This is a genomic window from Spirosoma koreense, from assembly GCF_054777875.1.
The window spans coordinates 2,512,195-2,532,471 of record NZ_BAAHAC010000022.1 but is presented as its reverse complement, the minus strand read 5'-3'; the positions used below and the strand labels follow the sequence as shown (position 1 = coordinate 2,532,471).

13 protein-coding genes are annotated in these 20,277 nt (G+C 51.4%); 4 read left to right on the top strand and 9 right to left on the bottom strand.

Annotated elements, in window-relative coordinates; genetic code table 11:
* The first annotated feature begins 194 nt into the window (after positions 1–194).
* On the top strand, positions 195–2,822 hold the full coding sequence (locus ACYVC2_RS24005) for a leucine-rich repeat domain-containing protein (RefSeq protein ID WP_461106527.1): 2,628 nt from the start codon (positions 195–197) through the stop codon (positions 2,820–2,822).
* A gap of 495 nt (positions 2,823–3,317) precedes the next feature.
* Here the strand turns inward: ACYVC2_RS24005 and ACYVC2_RS24000 are convergent, their stop codons facing one another.
* The 7 genes from ACYVC2_RS24000 to ACYVC2_RS23970 all read right to left on the bottom strand — a co-directional run bounded on the left by ACYVC2_RS24000 (position 3,318) and on the right by ACYVC2_RS23970 (position 12,921).
* Positions 3,318–4,715 (bottom strand): TolC family protein, encoded by a 1,398-nt coding sequence (locus ACYVC2_RS24000; protein WP_461106525.1) that lies wholly within the window; start codon positions 4,713–4,715, stop codon positions 3,318–3,320.
* Positions 4,716–4,758: 43 nt separating this feature from the next.
* Positions 4,759–7,977, bottom strand: a complete 3,219-nt coding sequence (locus ACYVC2_RS23995) for an efflux RND transporter permease subunit (protein WP_461106523.1) — start codon at positions 7,975–7,977, stop codon at positions 4,759–4,761.
* A gap of 126 nt (positions 7,978–8,103) precedes the next feature.
* Positions 8,104–9,240 (bottom strand): efflux RND transporter periplasmic adaptor subunit, encoded by a 1,137-nt coding sequence (locus tag ACYVC2_RS23990; RefSeq protein WP_461106521.1) that lies wholly within the window; start codon positions 9,238–9,240, stop codon positions 8,104–8,106.
* 415 nt (positions 9,241–9,655) lie between these two features.
* Complete coding sequence (locus tag ACYVC2_RS23985) at positions 9,656–11,371, bottom strand: tetratricopeptide repeat protein (RefSeq protein WP_461106519.1); 1,716 nt, start codon at positions 11,369–11,371, stop codon at positions 9,656–9,658.
* Between the two features lie 176 nt (positions 11,372–11,547).
* Complete coding sequence (locus tag ACYVC2_RS23980; protein ID WP_461106517.1) at positions 11,548–11,949, bottom strand: hypothetical protein; 402 nt, start codon at positions 11,947–11,949, stop codon at positions 11,548–11,550.
* Positions 11,950–12,142: 193 nt separating this feature from the next.
* Positions 12,143–12,298 carry a hypothetical protein gene (locus ACYVC2_RS23975; protein ID WP_461106515.1) on the bottom strand — a complete coding sequence of 52 codons (156 nt, stop codon included), beginning with the start codon at positions 12,296–12,298 and terminating at the stop codon, positions 12,143–12,145.
* A gap of 125 nt (positions 12,299–12,423) precedes the next feature.
* Positions 12,424–12,921 carry a hypothetical protein gene (locus tag ACYVC2_RS23970; protein ID WP_461106513.1) on the bottom strand — a complete coding sequence of 166 codons (498 nt, stop codon included), beginning with the start codon at positions 12,919–12,921 and terminating at the stop codon, positions 12,424–12,426.
* Positions 12,922–13,530: 609 nt separating this feature from the next.
* On the opposite strand from ACYVC2_RS23970, the gene ACYVC2_RS23965 reads away from it, so the two are divergent.
* The 3 genes from ACYVC2_RS23965 (at position 13,531) to ACYVC2_RS23955 (ending at position 16,867) form a co-directional block, all read left to right on the top strand.
* On the top strand, positions 13,531–14,160 hold the full coding sequence (locus tag ACYVC2_RS23965; protein ID WP_461106511.1) for a TetR/AcrR family transcriptional regulator: 630 nt from the start codon (positions 13,531–13,533) through the stop codon (positions 14,158–14,160).
* A gap of 77 nt (positions 14,161–14,237) precedes the next feature.
* Entirely contained in the window at positions 14,238–16,433 is a 2,196-nt protein-coding gene (locus ACYVC2_RS23960; RefSeq protein ID WP_461106509.1) for a hypothetical protein, read from the top strand.
* A 53-nt stretch (positions 16,434–16,486) separates the two neighbouring features.
* The gene (locus ACYVC2_RS23955) at positions 16,487–16,867 is read left to right on the top strand and encodes a hypothetical protein (RefSeq protein ID WP_461106507.1); all 381 of its coding nucleotides are present in this window, start codon (positions 16,487–16,489) and stop codon (positions 16,865–16,867) included.
* A gap of 497 nt (positions 16,868–17,364) precedes the next feature.
* On the opposite strand, the gene ACYVC2_RS23950 is transcribed toward ACYVC2_RS23955, so the two are convergent.
* Complete coding sequence (locus tag ACYVC2_RS23950) at positions 17,365–18,696, bottom strand: DUF2254 domain-containing protein (RefSeq protein WP_461106505.1); 1,332 nt, start codon at positions 18,694–18,696, stop codon at positions 17,365–17,367.
* A 298-nt stretch (positions 18,697–18,994) separates the two neighbouring features.
* A complete protein-coding gene (locus ACYVC2_RS23945; protein ID WP_461106503.1) occupies positions 18,995–20,251 on the bottom strand; it encodes a cation:proton antiporter in 1,257 nt (418 codons plus the stop codon).
* Between the last annotated feature and the right edge of the window lie 26 nt (positions 20,252–20,277).

Sequence of the window (20,277 nt, the reverse complement as noted above, 5' to 3'; positions counted from 1 at the left end):
GTAATCGATTTCTCGTAGTGCCGTTCACCTCCCTCTTGGAGCAGCTCTTCAGCAGGCCATAGCGCGTTGGATGATAACCTATCTGCTTATCAAAACTAACAGTACGTATGCGTCAGTTGATCAGCCGGTAGCGAATGGCCGCTTTGCCGGATTCATTTTACCCGTTATCCAATCTCTTTTATTCAACTCCTGTTATGTTTAAACTCTTTTCTTCTAACTGGCTAAGCCGGGTTATTTTTTTGGGGAAACAGTCGGTCGCCCCTGCCTTATATACGCTGTGGCTGGGCTTGTCCATCTCCCTGGTACAGGCTCAGTCCTATAACTCGAACGGCGTGACCGTGGCCGGTGTGGGTGGACAAGGGAATGCGGCCAATCAGCTGTTCAATCCATTGGGCATATGGGTGGACGCAACGGGTAACCTCTATGTGGCCGATACGTATAATGACCGGGTTCAGAAGTGGGCATCGGGGGCCACCAGTGGTACGACCGTGGCGGGGGGCAACGGACCAGGTAGCGCGGCTAACCAGCTGGGTTTTCCGTCGGGTATGTGGGTAGACGCCGTCGGTAACGTGTACATTGCAGACAACGACAACCTGCGCATTCAGAAATGGGCACCGGGGGCTAGCAGTGGTACGACCGTAGCGGGGGGCAATGGGCGGGGCAGCGCAGCCAACCAGTTTGATTATGGAATAAACGTAGCGGTGGACGCAGCCGGTAATGTCTACGTGGCCGATCCGGAAAATTACCGGGTTCAGAAGTGGGCGCCGGGGGCCAGCAGTGGTACGACCGTAGCCAGCCCCTCTACATCGGTCGATCAATATTTTGAGCCACTGGGCTTGTTTATAGATGCTGCGGGCAACCTTTATGTGGCCGATGGAAGTAGCAGTCGCATTCAGAAGTTTTCTCCGGGGGCCAGCCGTGGCACAATCGTAGCGGGGGGCAATGGGCGGGGCAGCGCGGCCAATCAGCTGAGTAATCCACAGAGTGTATGGGTAGACGCAGCCGGCAATATTTACGTAGCCGATCAGTTAAACAATCGCATTCAGAAGTGGGCACCGGGAGCCACCAGCGGCACGACCGTGGCCGGGGGCAACGGACATGGAGATGCCGCTAATCAATTCATGTATCCGGGAAGCGTAGCCGTAGACGGAGCGGGTAACCTCTATGTAGCCGATCCGCTGAACAATCGCGTCCAGCGGTTCAGTCCATTGGGCGTCCCCACGCTCAGTGGTTTATCCGTCAGCCCCAGCGCTGTCTGCGCAGGTAGCTCCGTCCGTTTTACCGCCACAGTGGGTAATGTAACAGGAAGCTACACCTATACGCTAACCAATGGGGCGGGCAGTGTCAACCAGGGTACGGCCAGCACCGGTTCGTTTAGCCAGACCCTGACAGCGGCTGGCTCAGGACTTCAGACTTTTACCCTCACGGTGGCTAACGGCGGGCCTACAGCCAAAGCCACTACCAACCTGACGGTAACCTCTCAAAGTGCGGACTACCAGGCTCTGGCCGATCTCTTCAACGCAACCAACGGCCCCGGCTGGACTAATAAAACGGGCTGGCTCAGTAGCTGTACCCCCTGTGGGTGGGCGGGTGTTACCTGCGATGGCAATGGCCGGGTAACCCAGCTAAGGCTGTACAACAACAACCTAAACGGTACGCTACCCACCAGCCTCTCGGCCCTGACCAGCCTGCAAACCCTCGATCTACAGAGCAACAACCTGAGTGGCACGATTCCCGCCAGCCTCTCGACCTTGACCAGCCTGCAAACGCTCAATCTCTCGGTCAACAGCCTGAGTGGTTCCATCCCAGCCAGCCTTTCAGCCCTGACGGCCTTGCGGGAGCTATTGCTGTTCAATACCGGGCTGAGCGGCTCCATTCCCGAAGGCCTCTCAGCCCTGACGGCCCTGCAAACCCTCGATCTCCACAACGGCGCGTTGAGTGGGTCCATTCCCGGTAGTCTGGCGGCCCTGACGGGCCTGCAAACCCTCGACCTTTCGGGCAATCAGCTAAGTGGCTGTTTGCCTGCCAGCCTGTCGGCCTTCTGTGGGACGACATCCGTAAACATCAGTAACAATCCGGCTCTACCCGGTGGGGGCGACTTTGCGGCCTTTTGCCAGAACGGTACCGGTAGTCAGCTGGTTGTCAACCAGTATCCCAGCTCGACCAGCGCCTGCGTGGGCAGTCCCTTCAGTTTCTCGGTAGTGGCTCGCGGGGCTACCAGCTACGAATGGTATAAAGAAGGCCAGCGGCTGGCGGAAACGGGTCCTATCCTGAGCTTTTCGCCGGTGACAGCTACCGATGGGGGCACTTATCGGGTGATTGTCAACGGAGCCTGCGGAGATTTCCGACCGGGGTCGTTCACCCTGACGGCTCGCTCGGATGGCCCCTGCACGCCACGCCCCGACCTGACACCGGTACTTTACGCCCGCAACTCGACCATTTCAGGTAGCCAGCCCATCAGCATAGTGGTCGACATCTTCGAACTTAACAACGTTCCCACCTCGGGGCCTATCACCGTCAAAGTCTCCAAAGACGCTCGTATCGCCCTTAGCTTCAATCCTACTCTAACGTCGGTGGGCGGCCGGCCCGTAAAGAACAGTGCCTGGAGTTTTTCAGGTCCCTCGGGCGGCTTTTATACGCTAACGACGGCGCAGATCATGGGGGGTGGCGAATCGCTCAGCTTCGGCTTGACCGGTACACTTACTCCGGGAGCTACCTCGGGAGCGCTGACGGCTAGCGCGGTCATTGTGGCGGGCAGTGGCGGAGAGGTGGTAATTGACAATAACAACGACGCCGATAAAATCGATTATTTCCAGCAGTAACCTTTCTGTAACCGTTGGGTCTGTCCTTACCCAGTTGGCAAACCCACCGGTTACAGCCAGCGTCATGCGTATTATTGCCCTCAACCGGACGGCAGCGGCCCACCGTCCGGTTGAATTGGCGTAGAACTGCCTGAAAGGTCGTTTCAAAGACTAAATCTGGAAGCGCTGACAGCCGTACTTCTGGCAGAGATAAGCGATTAGAAACCGCTCCTAAGTTTGTAGAGGCCTTTTTTTACAACGAAAAGGCAGCCTTTATAACACACTGACTCATGGATCGATACTTATTTTATAGTCCTTTCTTTGCAGGTAAAACTTTACCAACTGATACGGTTTTGATCCGTAAATCGCTCCGACATTCAATAAAAACCATCCTGAGATGAAAACACTGGACTACTGAACAAAACGGGTTTATTGAACGCAAAGGAGTCCTGGCCAGCTCCTTCCCTCCTGCCCGATCACGGTTCAGAAAAACGTCTGATTAATCTTAAGGCTAGATTACTTGTATTCCTGCCAGCCACCTCCCAAGGCTCGATACAAATCAGTAAAGCTTAAAAACTGCTGCTGTTTGGTATTGATCAGCGCCAATTCGGCTTCCAGCACGCTACGTTGTGCAGTGATGACTTCAAGATACGATGCGTAACCACTGGAAAACAGGTCATTCGACGTAGTAACCGCCTTCTCCAATACATCCACTTCCTGAGCCTGCAAATCCGCTACGTTCCGGTAATTTTCTACCCCCCGCAGATTCGTTGTCACGTCGCTGAAACCCGTCAAGATCGTCTGCTGGTACCGGTATAATGATTCCCTGGCCTGCGCAACCGATTGCTGGTAATTCCCTTTGATAAACCGCCGGTTGATCACTGGAGCCGATAACCCGCCCAACAGGCCAGCGGCAATAGATGCGGGATTGACGAATACCGCCGTTCGGAAGGCGTTGAGCCCGACGTAGGCAGAAAGGTTCAGGCTGGGTAAAAACTCCGCTCTAGCTACGTCGACATCCACATTAGCGGCTTGCAAATCGAGTTCAGCCTGTCGGATATCAGGTCTGCGAATCAGCATCTGCGCCGGAAGTCCCGTCAGTACCTGACCAGGCAGGTCCCGGTCCTGAAGGGATTTCCCACGTACAATCGGTTGAGGATAACGACCCAGCAAACGATTTAACTGATTCTCGGCTTCAACAACCTGTTGGCGTACGTTCCCCTGCCGACTTCGGGTATTCAACAGCTGGGCCGTAAATTGCTGAACGGCTAGCTCGGTAACGCGGCCAGCTTCTTTCTGAATACGTACCAATCCAAGTGCGTTCTGTTGGAGATCAATGTTTTTTTGCAGGATCTCCTGTTCACCATCCAGAGCGAGCAGGGTATAATAATAGCGGGCAACTTCGGCAACCAAGGCCGTAATAACCGCATGCCGACCTTTTTCGGAAGCCAGCAATCGTATATAAGATGCTCGCTTACGGTTGCGGAGCTTGCCCCAGATGTCTACTTCCCAGGTACTACGGGCTCCCAGAAAATAATCGGGTGTGGGATTGGGAATTCGTTCATTCCCACGAACATTCTCGGAGAGATTGGTATCAAAATTTCCAACACCGTTCATGGAATATTTCCCATACCGATCCACACCCGCCGACGCAACAGCGTTGACCTGTGGTGCCAGAAAACCACGGGTGTACTCAAAAGCAGCACGGGCCGATTCAATACGTTGTGTAGCGATCCGTAAGTCCAGGTTACCCGCCAGCGCGGTGTCGATAAGCTGAATCAGGTTTGGATCGGCAAAGAAGTCCTGCCAGTTCTGACTGGCAAGACCCGTTGAATCACTTTGTCCGGCAAACGTAACAGGAGTCGGTTTGACCGACGGCTGAAGCAGCGGTTTGGGCAGCTGACAACTACTCATCAGGGCCACGCCCAAAAGAAAATAACAACTAACGCGAACAGATTTATGAATGAATAACGGTCCCATTGACGTGTGGTTGAGTGGATACAGGAATCGAGTGATCGTCGGCTTTCGGTAAAGGCTCATCGTCATGAGGGCGATCTGAGCTGAACCGTTGGGCGATCTTGGCAAAGAAGACGTACAGACCTGGAATAATGATCAGGCCGAACAACGTACCGGTAAACATACCTCCAGCGGCTGCCGTACCGATGGATCGGTTACCCAATTCGCCAGCACCCGACGCCAGACAAAGAGGAATCAGCCCGGCAATGAAAGCGAAGGACGTCATCAGAATCGGCCGTAGTCGGGAGACAGCCCCTTCTACCGCTGCGTCGACGATGGATAACCCTTCTTTCTGCCGCTGACTGGCAAACTCGACGATTAGAATCGCATTCTTACCCAGCAATCCGATCAGCATAACCAGGGCTACCTGGGCGTAGATGTTATTCTGCAAACCCATCAGTTGCAGGAAAGCGAACGACCCGAACACCCCGGTAGGCAGCGACAACAGAACCGATAGCGGCAGGAACACACTTTCGTATTGCGCCATCAGCAGGATATACACGAACACCAGACAGATCGCAAAAATGTACAGCGCCTGATCGCCCGACAGCACCTCTTCCCGCGACATACCCGACCATTCGAAGCCGTAGCCTTTAGGCAACTCGTTGGCCGCAACCTCCTGAATCGCCCGAAGCGCATCGCCACTACTATAACCCGGTGTAGCATCCCCGTTAATCATCGCCGAGGTATACATGTTGTAGCGGGTAAGCTGTTCAGGTCCATACACGCGCTCCAGCCGGATGAAATTCGAATACGGCACCATTTCGCCCTGGTCGTTCTTGACGCGCATGTTCAGCACGTCTTCGGGTTTGGTTCGGTAAACGGGCGCGGCCTGCACCATCACCTTGTACATTTGCCCGAATCGGATGAAATTCGAGGCATAGTAACTACCCATCATCGTCTGCAGCGTGCTCATGGCATTGTCGATAGACACGCCTTTCTGAGACGCTTTTTCCTGATCGACGTGCAGCATGTACTGCGGAAAGCTGGCATCGAAGCTGGTGAAGGCATCGCCGATTTCGGGGCGCTTCTTCAGGGCCGCAATAAATTTCTGGGCTACCTTAGCCGTTTGTGTCAGGTCGCCACTACGCCCCCGATCCAGAAGTCGCAGTTCAAACCCACTCGAATTACCGAAGCCCGGTACGGTGGGTGGCGGAAAGAACTGAATCGTCGCATCGGTAATACCCCTGGTTTTTTCTTCCAGCGTAGCAATCAGCTTCTGCACCGATACCGTTCGCTCATCCCAGTGTTTGAGGTTGATCATGCCCATTCCATAGGAAGCCCCGGCGCCGTCGGTCAGCAGGCTATACCCGGCCAGCGTCGATACGTTCTCTACGGATTCCTGCGCTGAGGCTACCTTTTCGATGGCGTCCAGCACTTTCTCGGTTCGGTCGACCGTAGCGCCTACGGGAGTCGTTACGTTCACATAAATCATACCCTGGTCTTCCGTCGGAATAAAGCCGCTGGGCAGGATGATACTGATTCCCCAGGTTCCCAGGACAAACAGCAGCAACAGTCCCCAGGTGACAACGCCCCGGTTAACAATCCGACGAAGCAGCCCCTGATACCGGTTCGCCAGTGCTTCGTAGCCCCGGTTGAACCGGGCAAAGAACCGCCCTAACAATCCTTTCTTCTCGCCGTGTACGGGGCGCAGCAGAATAGCGCATAAAGCGGGTGTGAGCGTGAGCGCGTTAATCCCGGAAATGACAATGGCAATGGCCAGGGTTAAGGAGAACTGTCGGTAAAAAATCCCCACGGGTCCCGACAGAAACGCCACGGGTACGAATACGGCCGACATTACCAGTGTAATGGCAATAATAGCCCCGGCTATCTCACCCATAGCCGCGAACGTAGCAGCCCGGGGCGACAAATGGCCCGACGCTCCAGGTTCTTCCATTTTGGCGTGAACAGCCTCTACCACCACAATGGCGTTATCGACCACAATCCCGATGGCCAGTACCAGTGCAAACAGAGTGAGCAGGTTGATGGAGAATCCAATGGAACTCATAAAAGCGAACGTACCCACCAGCGCCACCGGCACCGCCAGGGCACATATCAGCGTGGAGCGCCAGTCCTGCAAGAACAGAAATACAATAATGAACACCAGCACAAACGCTTCCATGAGCGTACGGACCACTTCATGAATGGAGGCATCCAGAAAGCGCGATACATCGTAGGCATAATTGTAAGTCATGCCCGACGGAAACGACGTTTCTTTCAGTTCGGCCATCCGCTCTTTAACGGCGGCAATCACGTCGCTGGCATTTGAGCCCGGCCGTTGTTTGAGCATGATGGAGGCCGAAGGTCGACCGTCATTTTTGGAGAGGATGCCGTAGCTCTGGGAGCCGAATTCAACGTCGGCGATGTCTTTCAGACGCAATAGCGACCCATCTGGATTGGTCCGCAGAATGAGGTTTTCGTACTGTGTCGGTTCGAAGAATTTTCCGGTGTAGCGCAGGACGTATTGAAGGGTCTGAGGAGCACTGTCGGCACTTTCGCCCGATTTTCCGGGGGCGGCTTCTACGTTCTGCTTCCGGATACCGGCAATCACTTCATCGGGCGAAATGTCGTAGGCGGTCATCCGGTCGGGTTTGAGCCAGACCCGCATGGAATAATCGCGGCTCCCCATAATAGCGGCAAACCCTACTCCGTCGATCCGCTTGAGCTCGGCTAATACGTTGATATCAGCGAAGTTGTAGATGAATTTCTCGTCAACACTCGGGTCGTCGCTGATGATGTTGAGATACAGCAGCATGCTATTCACCTCTTTCTCCGTCACCACGCCTGCTTTGATCACTTCCTCCGGCAACTCATCCAGGACGGTCGTTACGCGGTTTTGCACATTGACGGCCGCCAGATCGGGATCGGTACCCACTTTAAAGAAAACCGTGATGAGCGTCGAGCCGTCGTTACCGGAGATCGAGGTCATGTATGTCATGTCCGGTACGCCATTGATGGCCCGTTCGAGCGGTGTTGCCACCGCCTTGACGCACACATCGGCGCTGGCTCCGGTATATCGGGTCGTTACGGTTACCGAGGGCGGTACGATTTCTGGAAATTGCGTGACGGGCAGACCGGTCAGGGCCAGTACTCCCAGCAAGACAATCAGGACGGAAATGGCCGTAGAAAGCAGCGGCCTTTTAATGAAGGTGTTGAGCATGGTCTATAAAGTCATTCACTGGATGTTATTGACTATACGTCATTCAAGAGGCATTGGGTAGTCGTCCCGCTGTGAACACAGCCGTTGACTGATGATACCATAACCAATTAAAAATGAGCGCCTTAATTAACGAGCCGATGCATATAAGGCCTGTAAATTCTTGGTGGGTACAGGCTTAGGAACGATACTCATGCCGTCCCGTAAGCTTTGAATGCCTTCGTAAACGATTCGATCCCCCGCTTTCAGTCCCGACTGAACCACATACAACTGCTCGACTCGGCTGCTCGGAACGAAGCTTCTGGCCTTTACTTTATTCGTTGCATCAACGACGTAAACGAAGTTCTTGTCCTGTACCTCAAAAACTGCTTTTTGTGGAACCAGCACGGCATCGTCTACGTCGGTTTCCAGGCGAACTTTGCCCGTGCCACCGTGGCGTAGCAGGCGTTTCGGGTTAGGGAAAGTTGCCCGGAAGGCAATAGTGCCGGAGTTATCTTCAAATTCGGTTTCAGTCGTTTCGATTTTGCCTTTGTAGGGGTAAGCGGAATCGTCGGCCAGCAGTAGTTCGACTTCCCGGACGGTTGCCTTTTCAGGATCGCGCCGTTTTTTGATGAAAGACAAGTATTCTTTCTCCGAGACGTGGAAATAGGCATACATCTTTTGCAGATCGGAAATAGAGGTGAGCAGAGCACCTTCTTCGATCAAACTACCCTGTTTAAACGGTAACCGGTTGATCACCCCATCAAAGGGTGCCCGGATGCTGGTCAGTGATACATGAAAACGGGCTTTGTTCAAAGCCGCTTTAGCCCCGTTGATGGCCGAGCGGGCCGTAGCCATTTTTGACTTAGCCAGTTTTAATTCCGAAGGCGAAATAACATTTTTATCGACCAGTAATTTTACCCGGCTCATCTCAACGTCGGTGGATTGTTCCTGGGCTACGGCACTTTCCAGCGCCGACTGGGCCCGGTCGACTTCGACCTGATATTCGGTCGGGTTCAGTTGAAACAGTAACTGGCCTTTATGAACTGCCTGACCTTCATCAACCAGGATTTTATCGAGGTAACCCGCTACGCGGGCGCGAACTTCAACATTCTGCACAGCCTCAAGACTGCTGGCATAATCATGATCCAGGGTTGCATCCTGATGAGTCAGTTGAATAACCGGAAGTGCTGGCGCAGATTCCCCCGTTTTTTTGTCCTGTCGATCAGAGCAGGCCGTCAATAAAGAACCAATTACTAGGATGAGTATGCCCGGATAGTTGTCCATAAAAAAGTTGAACTGGATATGATTGATATCGTTGGTTGATCAGTGGTTAGATCGACAGTACGTCTTTCTAATCCTTATGCAAGAAGGCTCGGGCTATTAAAGAGAGGCTTAAAAAATGCTTAGAATTTGCTTAGAGCAGCAAAAATTCGATAAGCTTTATCGACATTCACCAAATAAACTCTGGGATCGAATGAATTACAGGCTTCAATTGAATCGGTATAGAACCATCGACCGCCCGATCAAATTCTACTTCCCCTTTGCTGAAAGACACGCACGACACCAGGGTGTGTGAGTAGCAGGCCTAAAAAAATACTGGTTCGCATCGATTTGCGGAGACACCTGCAAAACAAAACCACTACCAGGAGACGGTGCCCCGATAGTGGTATTAACGTGCTTCTAGTCAATCACAAAAGAATTATTGCTCAACTGCTTCCGCTTCGGGAGTAGCTATTTTGGCTAAATCTTTATTTTCAGGGTAAAACGACAAGCCCTTCTGCAGCCACTCATTACGGGCATTGACATCTTTACTGACCAATTCACTGTAGGAAATCAGGTACTTGAAAGCCAGGAGCAAATCTTTTTTGTATCGATTACGGTCCTCTGGTTTATCAGCTACCATGCTGATGAACTGCTCAAAATAAGGCTTCGCCTTACCATTGCGGACGGCTTCTTCGGGCGTATACGCGTAGTAGTTCGATTTCGCCCGATACAGTACGGTTGGTGCATAGTCGGGCGAAGCTTTCTGAGCCAGAGCCAGAGCGGAGTCGGCCAGCGCAAAGCGGGTGGTATCCCGGATCAGCTTCCCGAGACTATCGCGCTGGAAACCAAGCGTGTAGTTGCTCATGCCATACCGGAATAAGTCCTGTACATCGGCTTTGAATCCATGTTTAGCGGCTGAATCAAGGGCAGCAACGGCTTGTGGGTGTTTCTTGGCCCGGTAATAATACTTGGCGATATCGCTGTAAAGATTATCCGTCGTATCGAACGGAGCCGCTTTGGCGAGATGTATGATACCTAAGGAATCGTTGATGGCTTTGAGCGAATCGCTACCCGGATTTTCGATACTTAAGTAAGCGTTTCCCAGGTATTTGTAATCGTCGGGCATGATTTTGTCCGGCGCTTTTTCCAGAAACGTACTGATATTCTGGATGGCTTTCTGCGGCTGTTTCAGCGACGAATAGGCCCAGCCTTCAATCCGATATACAATTGGATTCTGCGCCAGTGCGGTGCGGTTACTATCGATCAGATCGACGGTACGTTGATAGTCTTTGGCCAGGAAGTGAAACTGAGCTTGACGAAGCAACGTTTCCTGCCGCTTATCCTTCGATACGTTCACGTACTGATCGATGTAGCTGGCCGCTTCCTTGTATCGGTTGACCAAGAAATAAAGCTCGGCCAGCTGATTATAGGCGGGTGCATACTTTTTATCGGCTTCAATCGCTTTTTTATAATTCTCGACGGCCAGATTCAGGTTGCGGCCCTGCCAGTAGATGTCGCCAATCCGCTGATACACGCGCGATGCATTCATGCCCAGTTCGAGCGCACTTTCGTAGCGCGATACGGCCGTACCCGCATCTTTATTGAGGTAATACGCATCGCCAAGTGCCAGTTGAATGGCCGAATTTTTCTTATCCCGATCAGCGGCCCGGTTCAAAAAATCGATGGCTTTAGCGGCATCGACCGCTTTCGGATAGATCGGCTTAATTGACCCGTTACCAGGTGTCAGATAGCCCGTATAAGCTTCACCGATCCGGTACAGAATCTGGGCGTTTTTGCCTTTACTCTTATCGACGACCTCATCAAGTTTCGGCCCCGCATTAGCCATATCGTATTTCACCAGATAGGTAATGGCTAACCCCGTCTGATTGAGCGGAACGCGCTTTTCGTCTAACGGAATCCCTTTGGAAAACCAGACACGAGCCGAGTCCGGCTTGCCCGCGCGTAAATAGCTGTAACCAGCGTCGAAATACGATTGTAGACCTGGATTCTGCTGAGCGTTCCGAGTAAGCAATACGGTAGCTTCATCGAAACGCCCCAGATTCATGAGGATAGTTGCATCGGATGCTGGGGTTTGCGCCAACGTAACGTTCGCCAGACCCGAAAGCAATAAATAGGTTAGTTGCGTTTTCATGCTGTGCTTCGGTTTAGTCTCTACCAGCTGGTCGATTTGGCCACCCAGGAAAGCATCAGCAATGTTACCCTACAGTCATAAGAATGGACTTAAATACTGCTTAGAATTGGCTTAGAAAGTGTTTCTAACCACATAAACCAAACCATGCAGCCCCGTACCATTCACCTCAAACGGGGTTATTTTCTGGTAGTCAGAACGGTTTCTCCGTCTGGATACTGTACATCGGCATTATTTTCCGCTGTAATGAAAACCTGATCGGGCTTGTTAATCGAGGTAGCACTCAAGGTTCCTTTTAGCGTCTTCCCGGCAGGCATTAGCTGGCCTAACTTTTTGACGGAATTGTCGCTGGATTCCATCCATACCAGGTATGTATTTTTAGACGAGCTTAGATTTTTAGGCGCTGCCAGATTCATCACCGTTACGTTCATAATGTAGTTACTGTTCTTATCTTTCTTCACACTGACAGCTCCGCTGGCAGCCGGAACAATGGAAGAAGTAACAAAGGTCATTTTGGGCGTACACGCATTCAGTGCAATGAGCGTAAACACGACTGTAGCCATACCATATACCGTTTTCATATTCGTTGAGGTTTTGTTATAAATGGTTTACTTAACTTTCTTTTCAAGCCGGTCTTTCACATAAAGTTCTTCGACAATAACGAGCCGTATGGCAATCGGTGGAGAGGTAAACAATACACCAATCAGACCGACTAAAATTCCTAGCCGTACCTGTCTAACTAGTAAAAGCGCGGTAGGTTCGGATACCGACAGTTTAGCTTACCAAATTTGCCTGGGTATCGTCGATGGAGTAGCGCTGAACGGCGACTCTATTGATGTGTTTTTTGATGCCTTTGCCCAGTAGCCAGAAAAGCAGAAACACAAATACCCCAACGATCAGGTACGGCAATCGGGCAGCCATTCTCTTCATAAAATCACGAACTGTATGCCAGAACCGAATCATTGCATCATTGAGGGTACAAGGCGGTTCGTTTACCCGTGGCGGCTGGAAAAAACCCCAGAATAAAAGCATAACGTTGAGACTAAAAGCGTGTCTTACTGACTGACAGGGACTTTAGGTAGCAGCGAGGCTGGTTTGTAAAACATAACTAACGTACCCAAACGCTTGTTGGGCCCGGTTACAGGCGCGGAGAGTTCATAGGGGTTTTTATCGTTGAAATACACATCCTGCTGTTGAAGCAGATAGCCCGGAAAGCGGCTAACAAACAGAATACCTTGATTTTTCCGATTGGTGGAGAGGGTTACTTTCCCCGACGGATCGACCAGGAGCACTTCCTGGACACCCCTGTCTTTGACCAGTGTAGTGAAGTATTCATTTATCTCACCGGATTTGTTATGAAGCATGGCGTTTCGTACGGCCCAGACAAACGTTTTCATGCCAAACGTAAGTTGCTGGCGATCGAGGGCTATCTGATTGTTGCCGATGGAAGCACGCAGGGTATTGCGCTCACGATCTGCCTGGCGGGCGATCTGGGTATTTTTATAGAGCAGATAACCGATAATGAGCAATAAGCAAACCAAGGATCCATACAATTGGAACAATAGCCTGGGATTGGTAGCTGGACGTTGCTGTTTTGTAAGTTGTTGAGTAGTCAGGGTAAATCTAAAAAAACGGACCGCAGTGGCGGACCATCAAATTCGTAACTCGGGAGAAAATTAGTCTCACAAACTCAGCTAAAATGTGAGATTTCGATTTTGATTAGTGAGACAGCAATTTGAGATTACTAATAATGTCCGGGTGTAACTTCCGAGAGGTAGCTATGCTGTTTTGAAAATGGGGCGTTTTCTAAAACTACCAAGAGTGACCTCCAGTAGTCTAAAAACACCTGAAAGTAGGTTATACTGCTTTTGGTGCCTCCTGTTCATTCAGTCCTTTCGATTTTATTTCCGCTGGCAAATCCGCTCCCATCCGAATAGCCGGTGTCGACTGGTTTTTAGCCGGTCCCGATGCCAGTCATATGACCGGCTCCGTGCTGACGGTGGATGGCGGACTAACCATTATGTGCTAAAAAACATCGGCAAGCTGTTGCATCAACCCATAAACTTATTAGAACCGTGAGGAAAATTTGTTTGTAAATATATTTTCCTCTTCTTTTGTAAAGGAAAATATCAAAGGAATTAAAATTTCCATGAAGAGTTCTCATGAAAAACGAAATTTTACAGGCATCACTGAACCTGTGTTTACAGTATGGCATTCGACAAATGTCCATACAGAAGCTCGTTGAGTCGCTCAACATCTCCACCAAAACGGTTTATAAGTACTTTAAAAATAAAGAAGAGCTTTTGGAAGCGGTCCTGTATCGCTACCACGGAGAGCAGTACCAACTACTGAAAAACCTCCCGGCAGGGAAAAACGCGGCCTGTCTGTTTTTTAGGATCTGGCAACTGGCTATGGACAAGGAGTACCACATCAATAAAGTCTTCTACGAGGATCTGCACGTGTACTATCCTGAGCTTGAACAGCGTGTGAATGCCGTGATTGGGCCAAAATTCGAGCAGTACTTTCTGTCCGTCATTCACCAGGCCATGGACGAGGGGGCATTTCGAGCCGACATTCTTCCTCCTGTTGCTTTACAAAGTGTGCTGGTGCTTCACCAGGCTATCGTTCGGGGTGGGGCGTTTAACCGATTTGGGTTATCGGCCCAGGGCTTAATGATCCAAACGATCGGCCACTACATCCGGAGTCTTTGCACACCCAGCGGGCTTCAAGCCATCGATGCGCATATACAGGCGGCACTGGCAACGCCCGTCACGGTGATGATAACCGAGTAAAGGCGTTGTCCCTATGAGCAACCGGTCTCTAATCGTTTCCCACCCACTGGATAGCCCCTTTAACCCAATAAAAACCGATGAAATCAGCCCTAATGCAGTCGTTACGTCTTCTTTTCGTCTTGTTAGTGGTGACAACTGCTTATGTGTCCTTTGGGCAGACGCCAACCAATTTGTCCCAGCAAAGCTCGGCACTCGCTAAACAATATACTACCCAAGACACGCTGTTTAAAGCGCCGTATGTAGATGTGGATGAGTGGCGGGATAAGCCGGTGCGCCACCGGTACGTACATGGTGGTTTTACCGGAACGGACGCCCGTTTCTCGTTTTACTTCCCCCCGAAAGAAACCTATCAGGGCCACTTTTTCCAGTATATTACGCCTTTTCCGGACAATGAAAATTTGTCCCAGGGAGCCACCGGCGAGGAAGATAAAATTGGCTTTGCGGTCTCGCATGGGGCCTATTTTATTGAAACCAACGAAGGCGGCAAGATCGACTTTGCCCGGCCACAAGCCCGGGATGCCAGCATAAGTGCCTACCGGGCCAATGCGGCATCGGCTCAATATTCCCGGGTGATCGCAGCCCAACTCTACGGGGGGAAGCGGCCGTTCGGCTATGCCTTCGGGGGTAGTGGAGGGGCTTATCGAACCGTGGGGGGCATTGAGAATACGGAGGGCGTCTGGGATGGTGTTGTGCCCTATGTGCTGGGTTCACCCATGGCCATTCCCAACGTCTTTACGGTTCGGATGCATGCCATGCGGGTGTTGCACGATAAATTCCCTCAGATCATCGATGCCCTCGAACCCGGTGGTAGTGGCGACATGTATGCGGGACTGAATCCTGAAGAAAAAGAAGCCTTACAGGAGGTCACCAAAATGGGCTTTCCACCCCAGTCCTGGTTTGGCTACAAGACGATGGGTATCCATGGATTTCTGGTGCTCTATCAAAGTATTGTCGGCATCGATCGGGCCTATTTCGAGAAGGAATTCTGGAACACCCCCGGTTATTTGGGAGCCACCGCACCGGCCTCCCTGCTAAAAGCGCGTATCCAACAGGGCAGTACCATCAAGGCCGGTGTCAGTAGTGACCAGGCTGTAGCATTAGGCTTAACGAAGGCGATGTCAGCCCAGGACCGGGGTACGGCCGATGCCGCCTGGAAAAGCCTGGGTGGGGTGGAAGGGGCCATGCCCGTTGGGTTTCAGCTGCAAAACCAATTGCCTAATATAGACTTTTTAGGCGGAGACCTGCGTATCAAAAGCGGGGCCGCAGCCGGTAAGACTCTGCAGCTTACGAAAATTACGGGGGATAAGGTCATCCTTGGTCCGGTCGATCCGGCCTTGCTGGCGCTGGTAAAGCCAGGCGACAGCGTACAGGTCGACAATTCGGACTTCCTGGCAGTACAAACCTATCACCGGCACCAAGTACCCGGCAAAGAATATGCTGTATACGATCAGTTTCGGGATGCCGCCGGAAAACCAATCTACCCCCAGCGCCCCATGCTTTTAGGACCCCTGTTTACCCGGGGAGCGGCTGGGGTATTGCCGACGGGTAAGTTCAAGGGGAAGATGATTTTACTCGAATCCCGCTGGGACCGGGAAGCGTTCGGTTGGCAGGCGGATTGGTACCGGTCCCGGGTACAGGCGAATTTGGGCGATAAAACCGATCAGCATTTTCGACTCTGGTACACCGACCATGCCCTACATGGTGATGTAGCCATCGAGGATGACCCCACCCGGACGGTGAGTTATCTGGGCGTGCTGCAGCAGGCGTTGCTGGATTTGAGCACCTGGGTGGAGAAAGGCATCGAACCGGCCCCCACGACCCGCTATTCGATTGTCGACGGACAGGTTGTCCTTCCGGCTACGGTTGATGAACGGGGCGGTATTCAGCCGGTGGTCAACGTGCTGGCCAATGGGGGCAAACGAGCGGTGGTGAAAGTGGGGCAAGCGGTTCGCTTCACCGCCGAGGTAGCCGTGCCCAAAAACAAGGGTAAAGTCGTGAAGGCGGTCTGGAATTTTGAGGGGTTACCAGGTGACTTTGCCATCAGTGATCTTCATGGCTGGAACTTTGACACCTCCGATGCCTTCCCCGTAGCGGCCCAGCTCCAGCCATCCGATCAAACCGGTTCCCATGCCCGGGTGACGTCTACCTACACTTTTACCAAACCAGGTACCTACTTCCCCACCCTTCGCATAGCGGCTCAGCGGGAAGGCGATGCGAAAACCCGGTTTACTCGTATTCAGAATCTGGACCGGGCCCGGGTCGTTGTCGAATAGATACAAATCCCAATACGAAAGAAAACTGTAGTACATTTTACCTTTTAACTACTATGAAAAACGTACATATTCTTTTTCTGTACTTGTTTATCGGAATGGGCCAGGCTGTTTATTCGCAAACGACGACCCCTACTGATTTCTTTGCGGGTAAATGGGAAATTAGTGCCGTAGGCACCCCCGTTGGCGATGTAACATTTACAACGGATTTAGTCCGCAAGGCGGGTAAACTGACGGGTGAATTGACGAATGCCGCTGATCCTAGCCAAGCTAAACGCCCCCTTATTCGGGTTGAGGAGAAAGGCGACAAGGTGATGATGTACTTTGAGTCGTCTCAGGGCGGGGAGGTTCCCATTGAGCTCACCAAAGTGGATGACAATACTCTGAAAGGTACCTTGTCGACGTTCGATGCGACTGCCAAACGGTTGAAACCCTAACGAAAGATTGACTTGAAGGGGTGGTGACACCTCTTCAGGGACAAACCAAACAGGCCCATCTTTCTTAGGGTAATGCCTGATCAAGTCATCGGTAAACCCATAAAAACATGTTAGTTTCTGGCAAAGCGTATGCGACGGGTAGTGTTGGACAGCCATTAAAAAACAACTGTCTCACAAAATGCTCTATTAGTGCGATGGCTAAGTGATTTATGGTGGCAAGTGACGAATTTGATGGTCCGCCACTGCGGTCCGTTTTTTTAGATTTACCCGTAGTCATCACGATCTGATTAATTCGGGTCAAAATGAGTCAATTACTACGCTGAAATGACTGGTTAGTAGGTCATAATAGCTTCAACTCGAACTTACCTTTACGAACAGCGAAATAGTTAGGATAGCCTTAAGGAAAGCTTAGAATTTGGTTAGAACAGACGGGCTGTAAACGTACTTATACTTAGTGGGTAGAACAGATTCACGTATAGCGCTATAGCCGTTTTTATTCACGACCATGCTTTCATGATGCGTGTATGTAATTCGCGCACCTGCTGTTTTTCATAATCTGTACTTAGTGTCCGCTCGGTTTCAGCCATCAACAGATCGACTTGCTGACGAAGAATAGGTCTACGATCATCCGAACAAATAGCGTCGTTGATCAACGCTAACCCCCGCAATAAGCGCCGGAGTACCGCGTGGTTTCCTTTGGCATTGATACGGGGTAAGTCGAAAGCGAGTCGGATAAAATCATCGAAGTCGGCACTTCGCACCAGCACCCGCAAATGTTGACCATCGGAACGTAGTCGGGCCGGGAACTCACGCTTGGCCAGTTGTTCGCCGATAGCACCCAGGTAATCGACAGCCATTATTGCTGTCGTTGTGTCGTTAATGCCGGGCGAGAGCGCTTTCAGGGTAATGTCTACCAGTTGCTGTATGCCAAACGCAACATCCTGTTCAACGTTGCGATGCCTGCCAATGCTCACATAATCCAGCAGGGTATCGGGCCAGTCCGCTTCGGCCGGATCAGGTCGCTCTATTCCGCTACGGACGCAAAACAGCACGGTATCTTCTCCCACGAAGGCCCCCATTTCTTTCTCTATACGTAGCACGACCTTATGCTGCACCGCCCACCGCAGCAGCCCATCCGTATTAATCAACTGCAAATAGCCCGACTGCCTGGCTCGTACCGGATGCCAGCCAATTTGTTCATCCGTATAGCGTAAAGCAGCTTCCGCTTTCTGCGGATCGTCAATGGGTTCGCCAAACCGATCCGGAAATAAATCTGTAATGGCTTTCTTGGTCTCGTGAAAAATATGCTGAACGATGGTGCCGGTCTGGAGCGATTCGGCGATATGATGAATAAAGAATATCAGCGCGACAACACCCCCTAAAGCTAAAATCAACCCCGTCAGCACTGCCGTTGAAGGCACAAACTTGATTTCGTCCGTTCCCCGAATGGTTCCCAGCACAATCAGGCAATAAGCAAATACACCCACAAAATAACCCATCACGACCTGATTGACCTGATCGCGCATGAAGTTGCGCAGGACACGGGGTGAATACTGACTACTTACTTGAGAAATAGTCGACAAGGTTAGAGAAAATGCCAGGGTCGCAACCGTCAGCATAGAACCGGCAATAGCGGCCAGCATACCTCTTGCCCCCTCGGCCCCCGTTCCGAACAGCAACGGAAAACGCTTTGCCCCATGCCAGCTTGTGTGCGCATCGAACGTTACCAGCCCATACGCCAACCCAAAAGAGATCAATACCATCAGCCCCGGCACAAACCAAAGCGATTCACGAAGTTGTTGCCAGTATTGACGCAGGTAAATGGGCATGTATGAACGCGTAAGGTCTTTGGGGTCAAACCAACCATTCACCGAATAGTTATTCTGGCTGCCAATCAACCTTAAGGTTGCTTTTCAACTAGTTGACAGGCAATGGCTTATTTACAAAATACTGTATTCAGGTAAAATTGGTTCTTCGTTTGCCCCGCACCTGATCGGCCTGAAATCCGGCCCTTCGAACGACCGATTCTACCAGACCAGCGATACGATTGTTATATCGTTGGTACAGGCACCAAGTCGTAGGTCGTAAAATCGGAGAAAGCCGTTTTAGCGTATCCCAACTGCATCCTTAGGCATCTGTGGCATCCGCTGGATATAATAGTCGAATGAGCCGTTCCATAGTCAATCCCTGACCAATAACTGAAAACAGGACCACGCTGTAGGTGATTGTTACCAGCAAATCTTTGTGCGGCAATGCGTTGGGAATGGACAAGGCCATGGCAATGGACAACCCACCGCGCAAACCGCCCCAGGTCAGCATGAGCGGTGCTTTATCGTCGAGATCGAGCCAGCGCCGGGCCAGCCGAAACGGAAGCCAGATGGAAATAAACCGGGCCAGAATCACCAGCACAACCGTCAGGATAGCGATAAGCCAGTAACTCGACTGAAAATCGACGAGCAGCAGTTCAAGGCCAATCAGCACAAATAGCAATGCGTTAAGAATACTATCGATCAGTTCCCAGAACTTATCGACGTATTCTTCCGTCATATGGCTCATGGCATCTTCACGGGCATGATTGCCCACAAACAGTCCAGCAACGACCATCGCCAGGGGTCCGGATATGTGTAGTTTCTGCGCCAGCAGGTATCCACCCATCACTCCGGCTACGGTAATGATCACTTCGGTCTGGTAATGATTGATTGACCGCATGAGCCAGTACATGCCGTAGCCAAGTGCTAACCCAAAGAGTACTCCGCCCCCGGCTTCTTCCAGAAACGACAGCGCAATTTCGCTGGCACTAATACTCCCTGCTCCATCGACTACGATTCGATATATGGAGGCAAAAACTACAACGCCTATTCCATCGTTGAACAACGACTCACCGACAATATTCAGTTTGACGCTCTCAGGCAGTTTGAATTTTGCCAGAATGCCCAATACAGCAATTGGATCGGTAGGAGAAATCAAGGCCCCGAACAACAGACATACCGGTAAGGACAAGCTAAATTCCAGCCAGCCAGCAACCCAATAAAGCCCTATGCCAATCAGGGCTGTGCTCAGCAGTACGCCCACCAGGGCAAAAAGCATCACCGACCGACGTTCAACTTTCAACCGGGAAGCATCGGTATGAAAGGCCCCGGCAAAGAGCAGAAAACTAAGCATGACATCGAACAGCACGCGACCAAAATCGATTTCAGTTACGGTCTGACGTACCAGCACAAACCAGGAAGGTTGTATAGCATTGACACTGATCATCCCTGCCGAAAAGCCCAGCGATAGCACCATGATGCCAATGGCATCGGGCAATTTTAGCCAGCGTGTATTAAGGTAGGCAAACACGGCTGCGATGACAATGAGTAAGGTGATCAGCGTAAATACATTCATAGCATGGCAGAGAATTGTACAAGAAT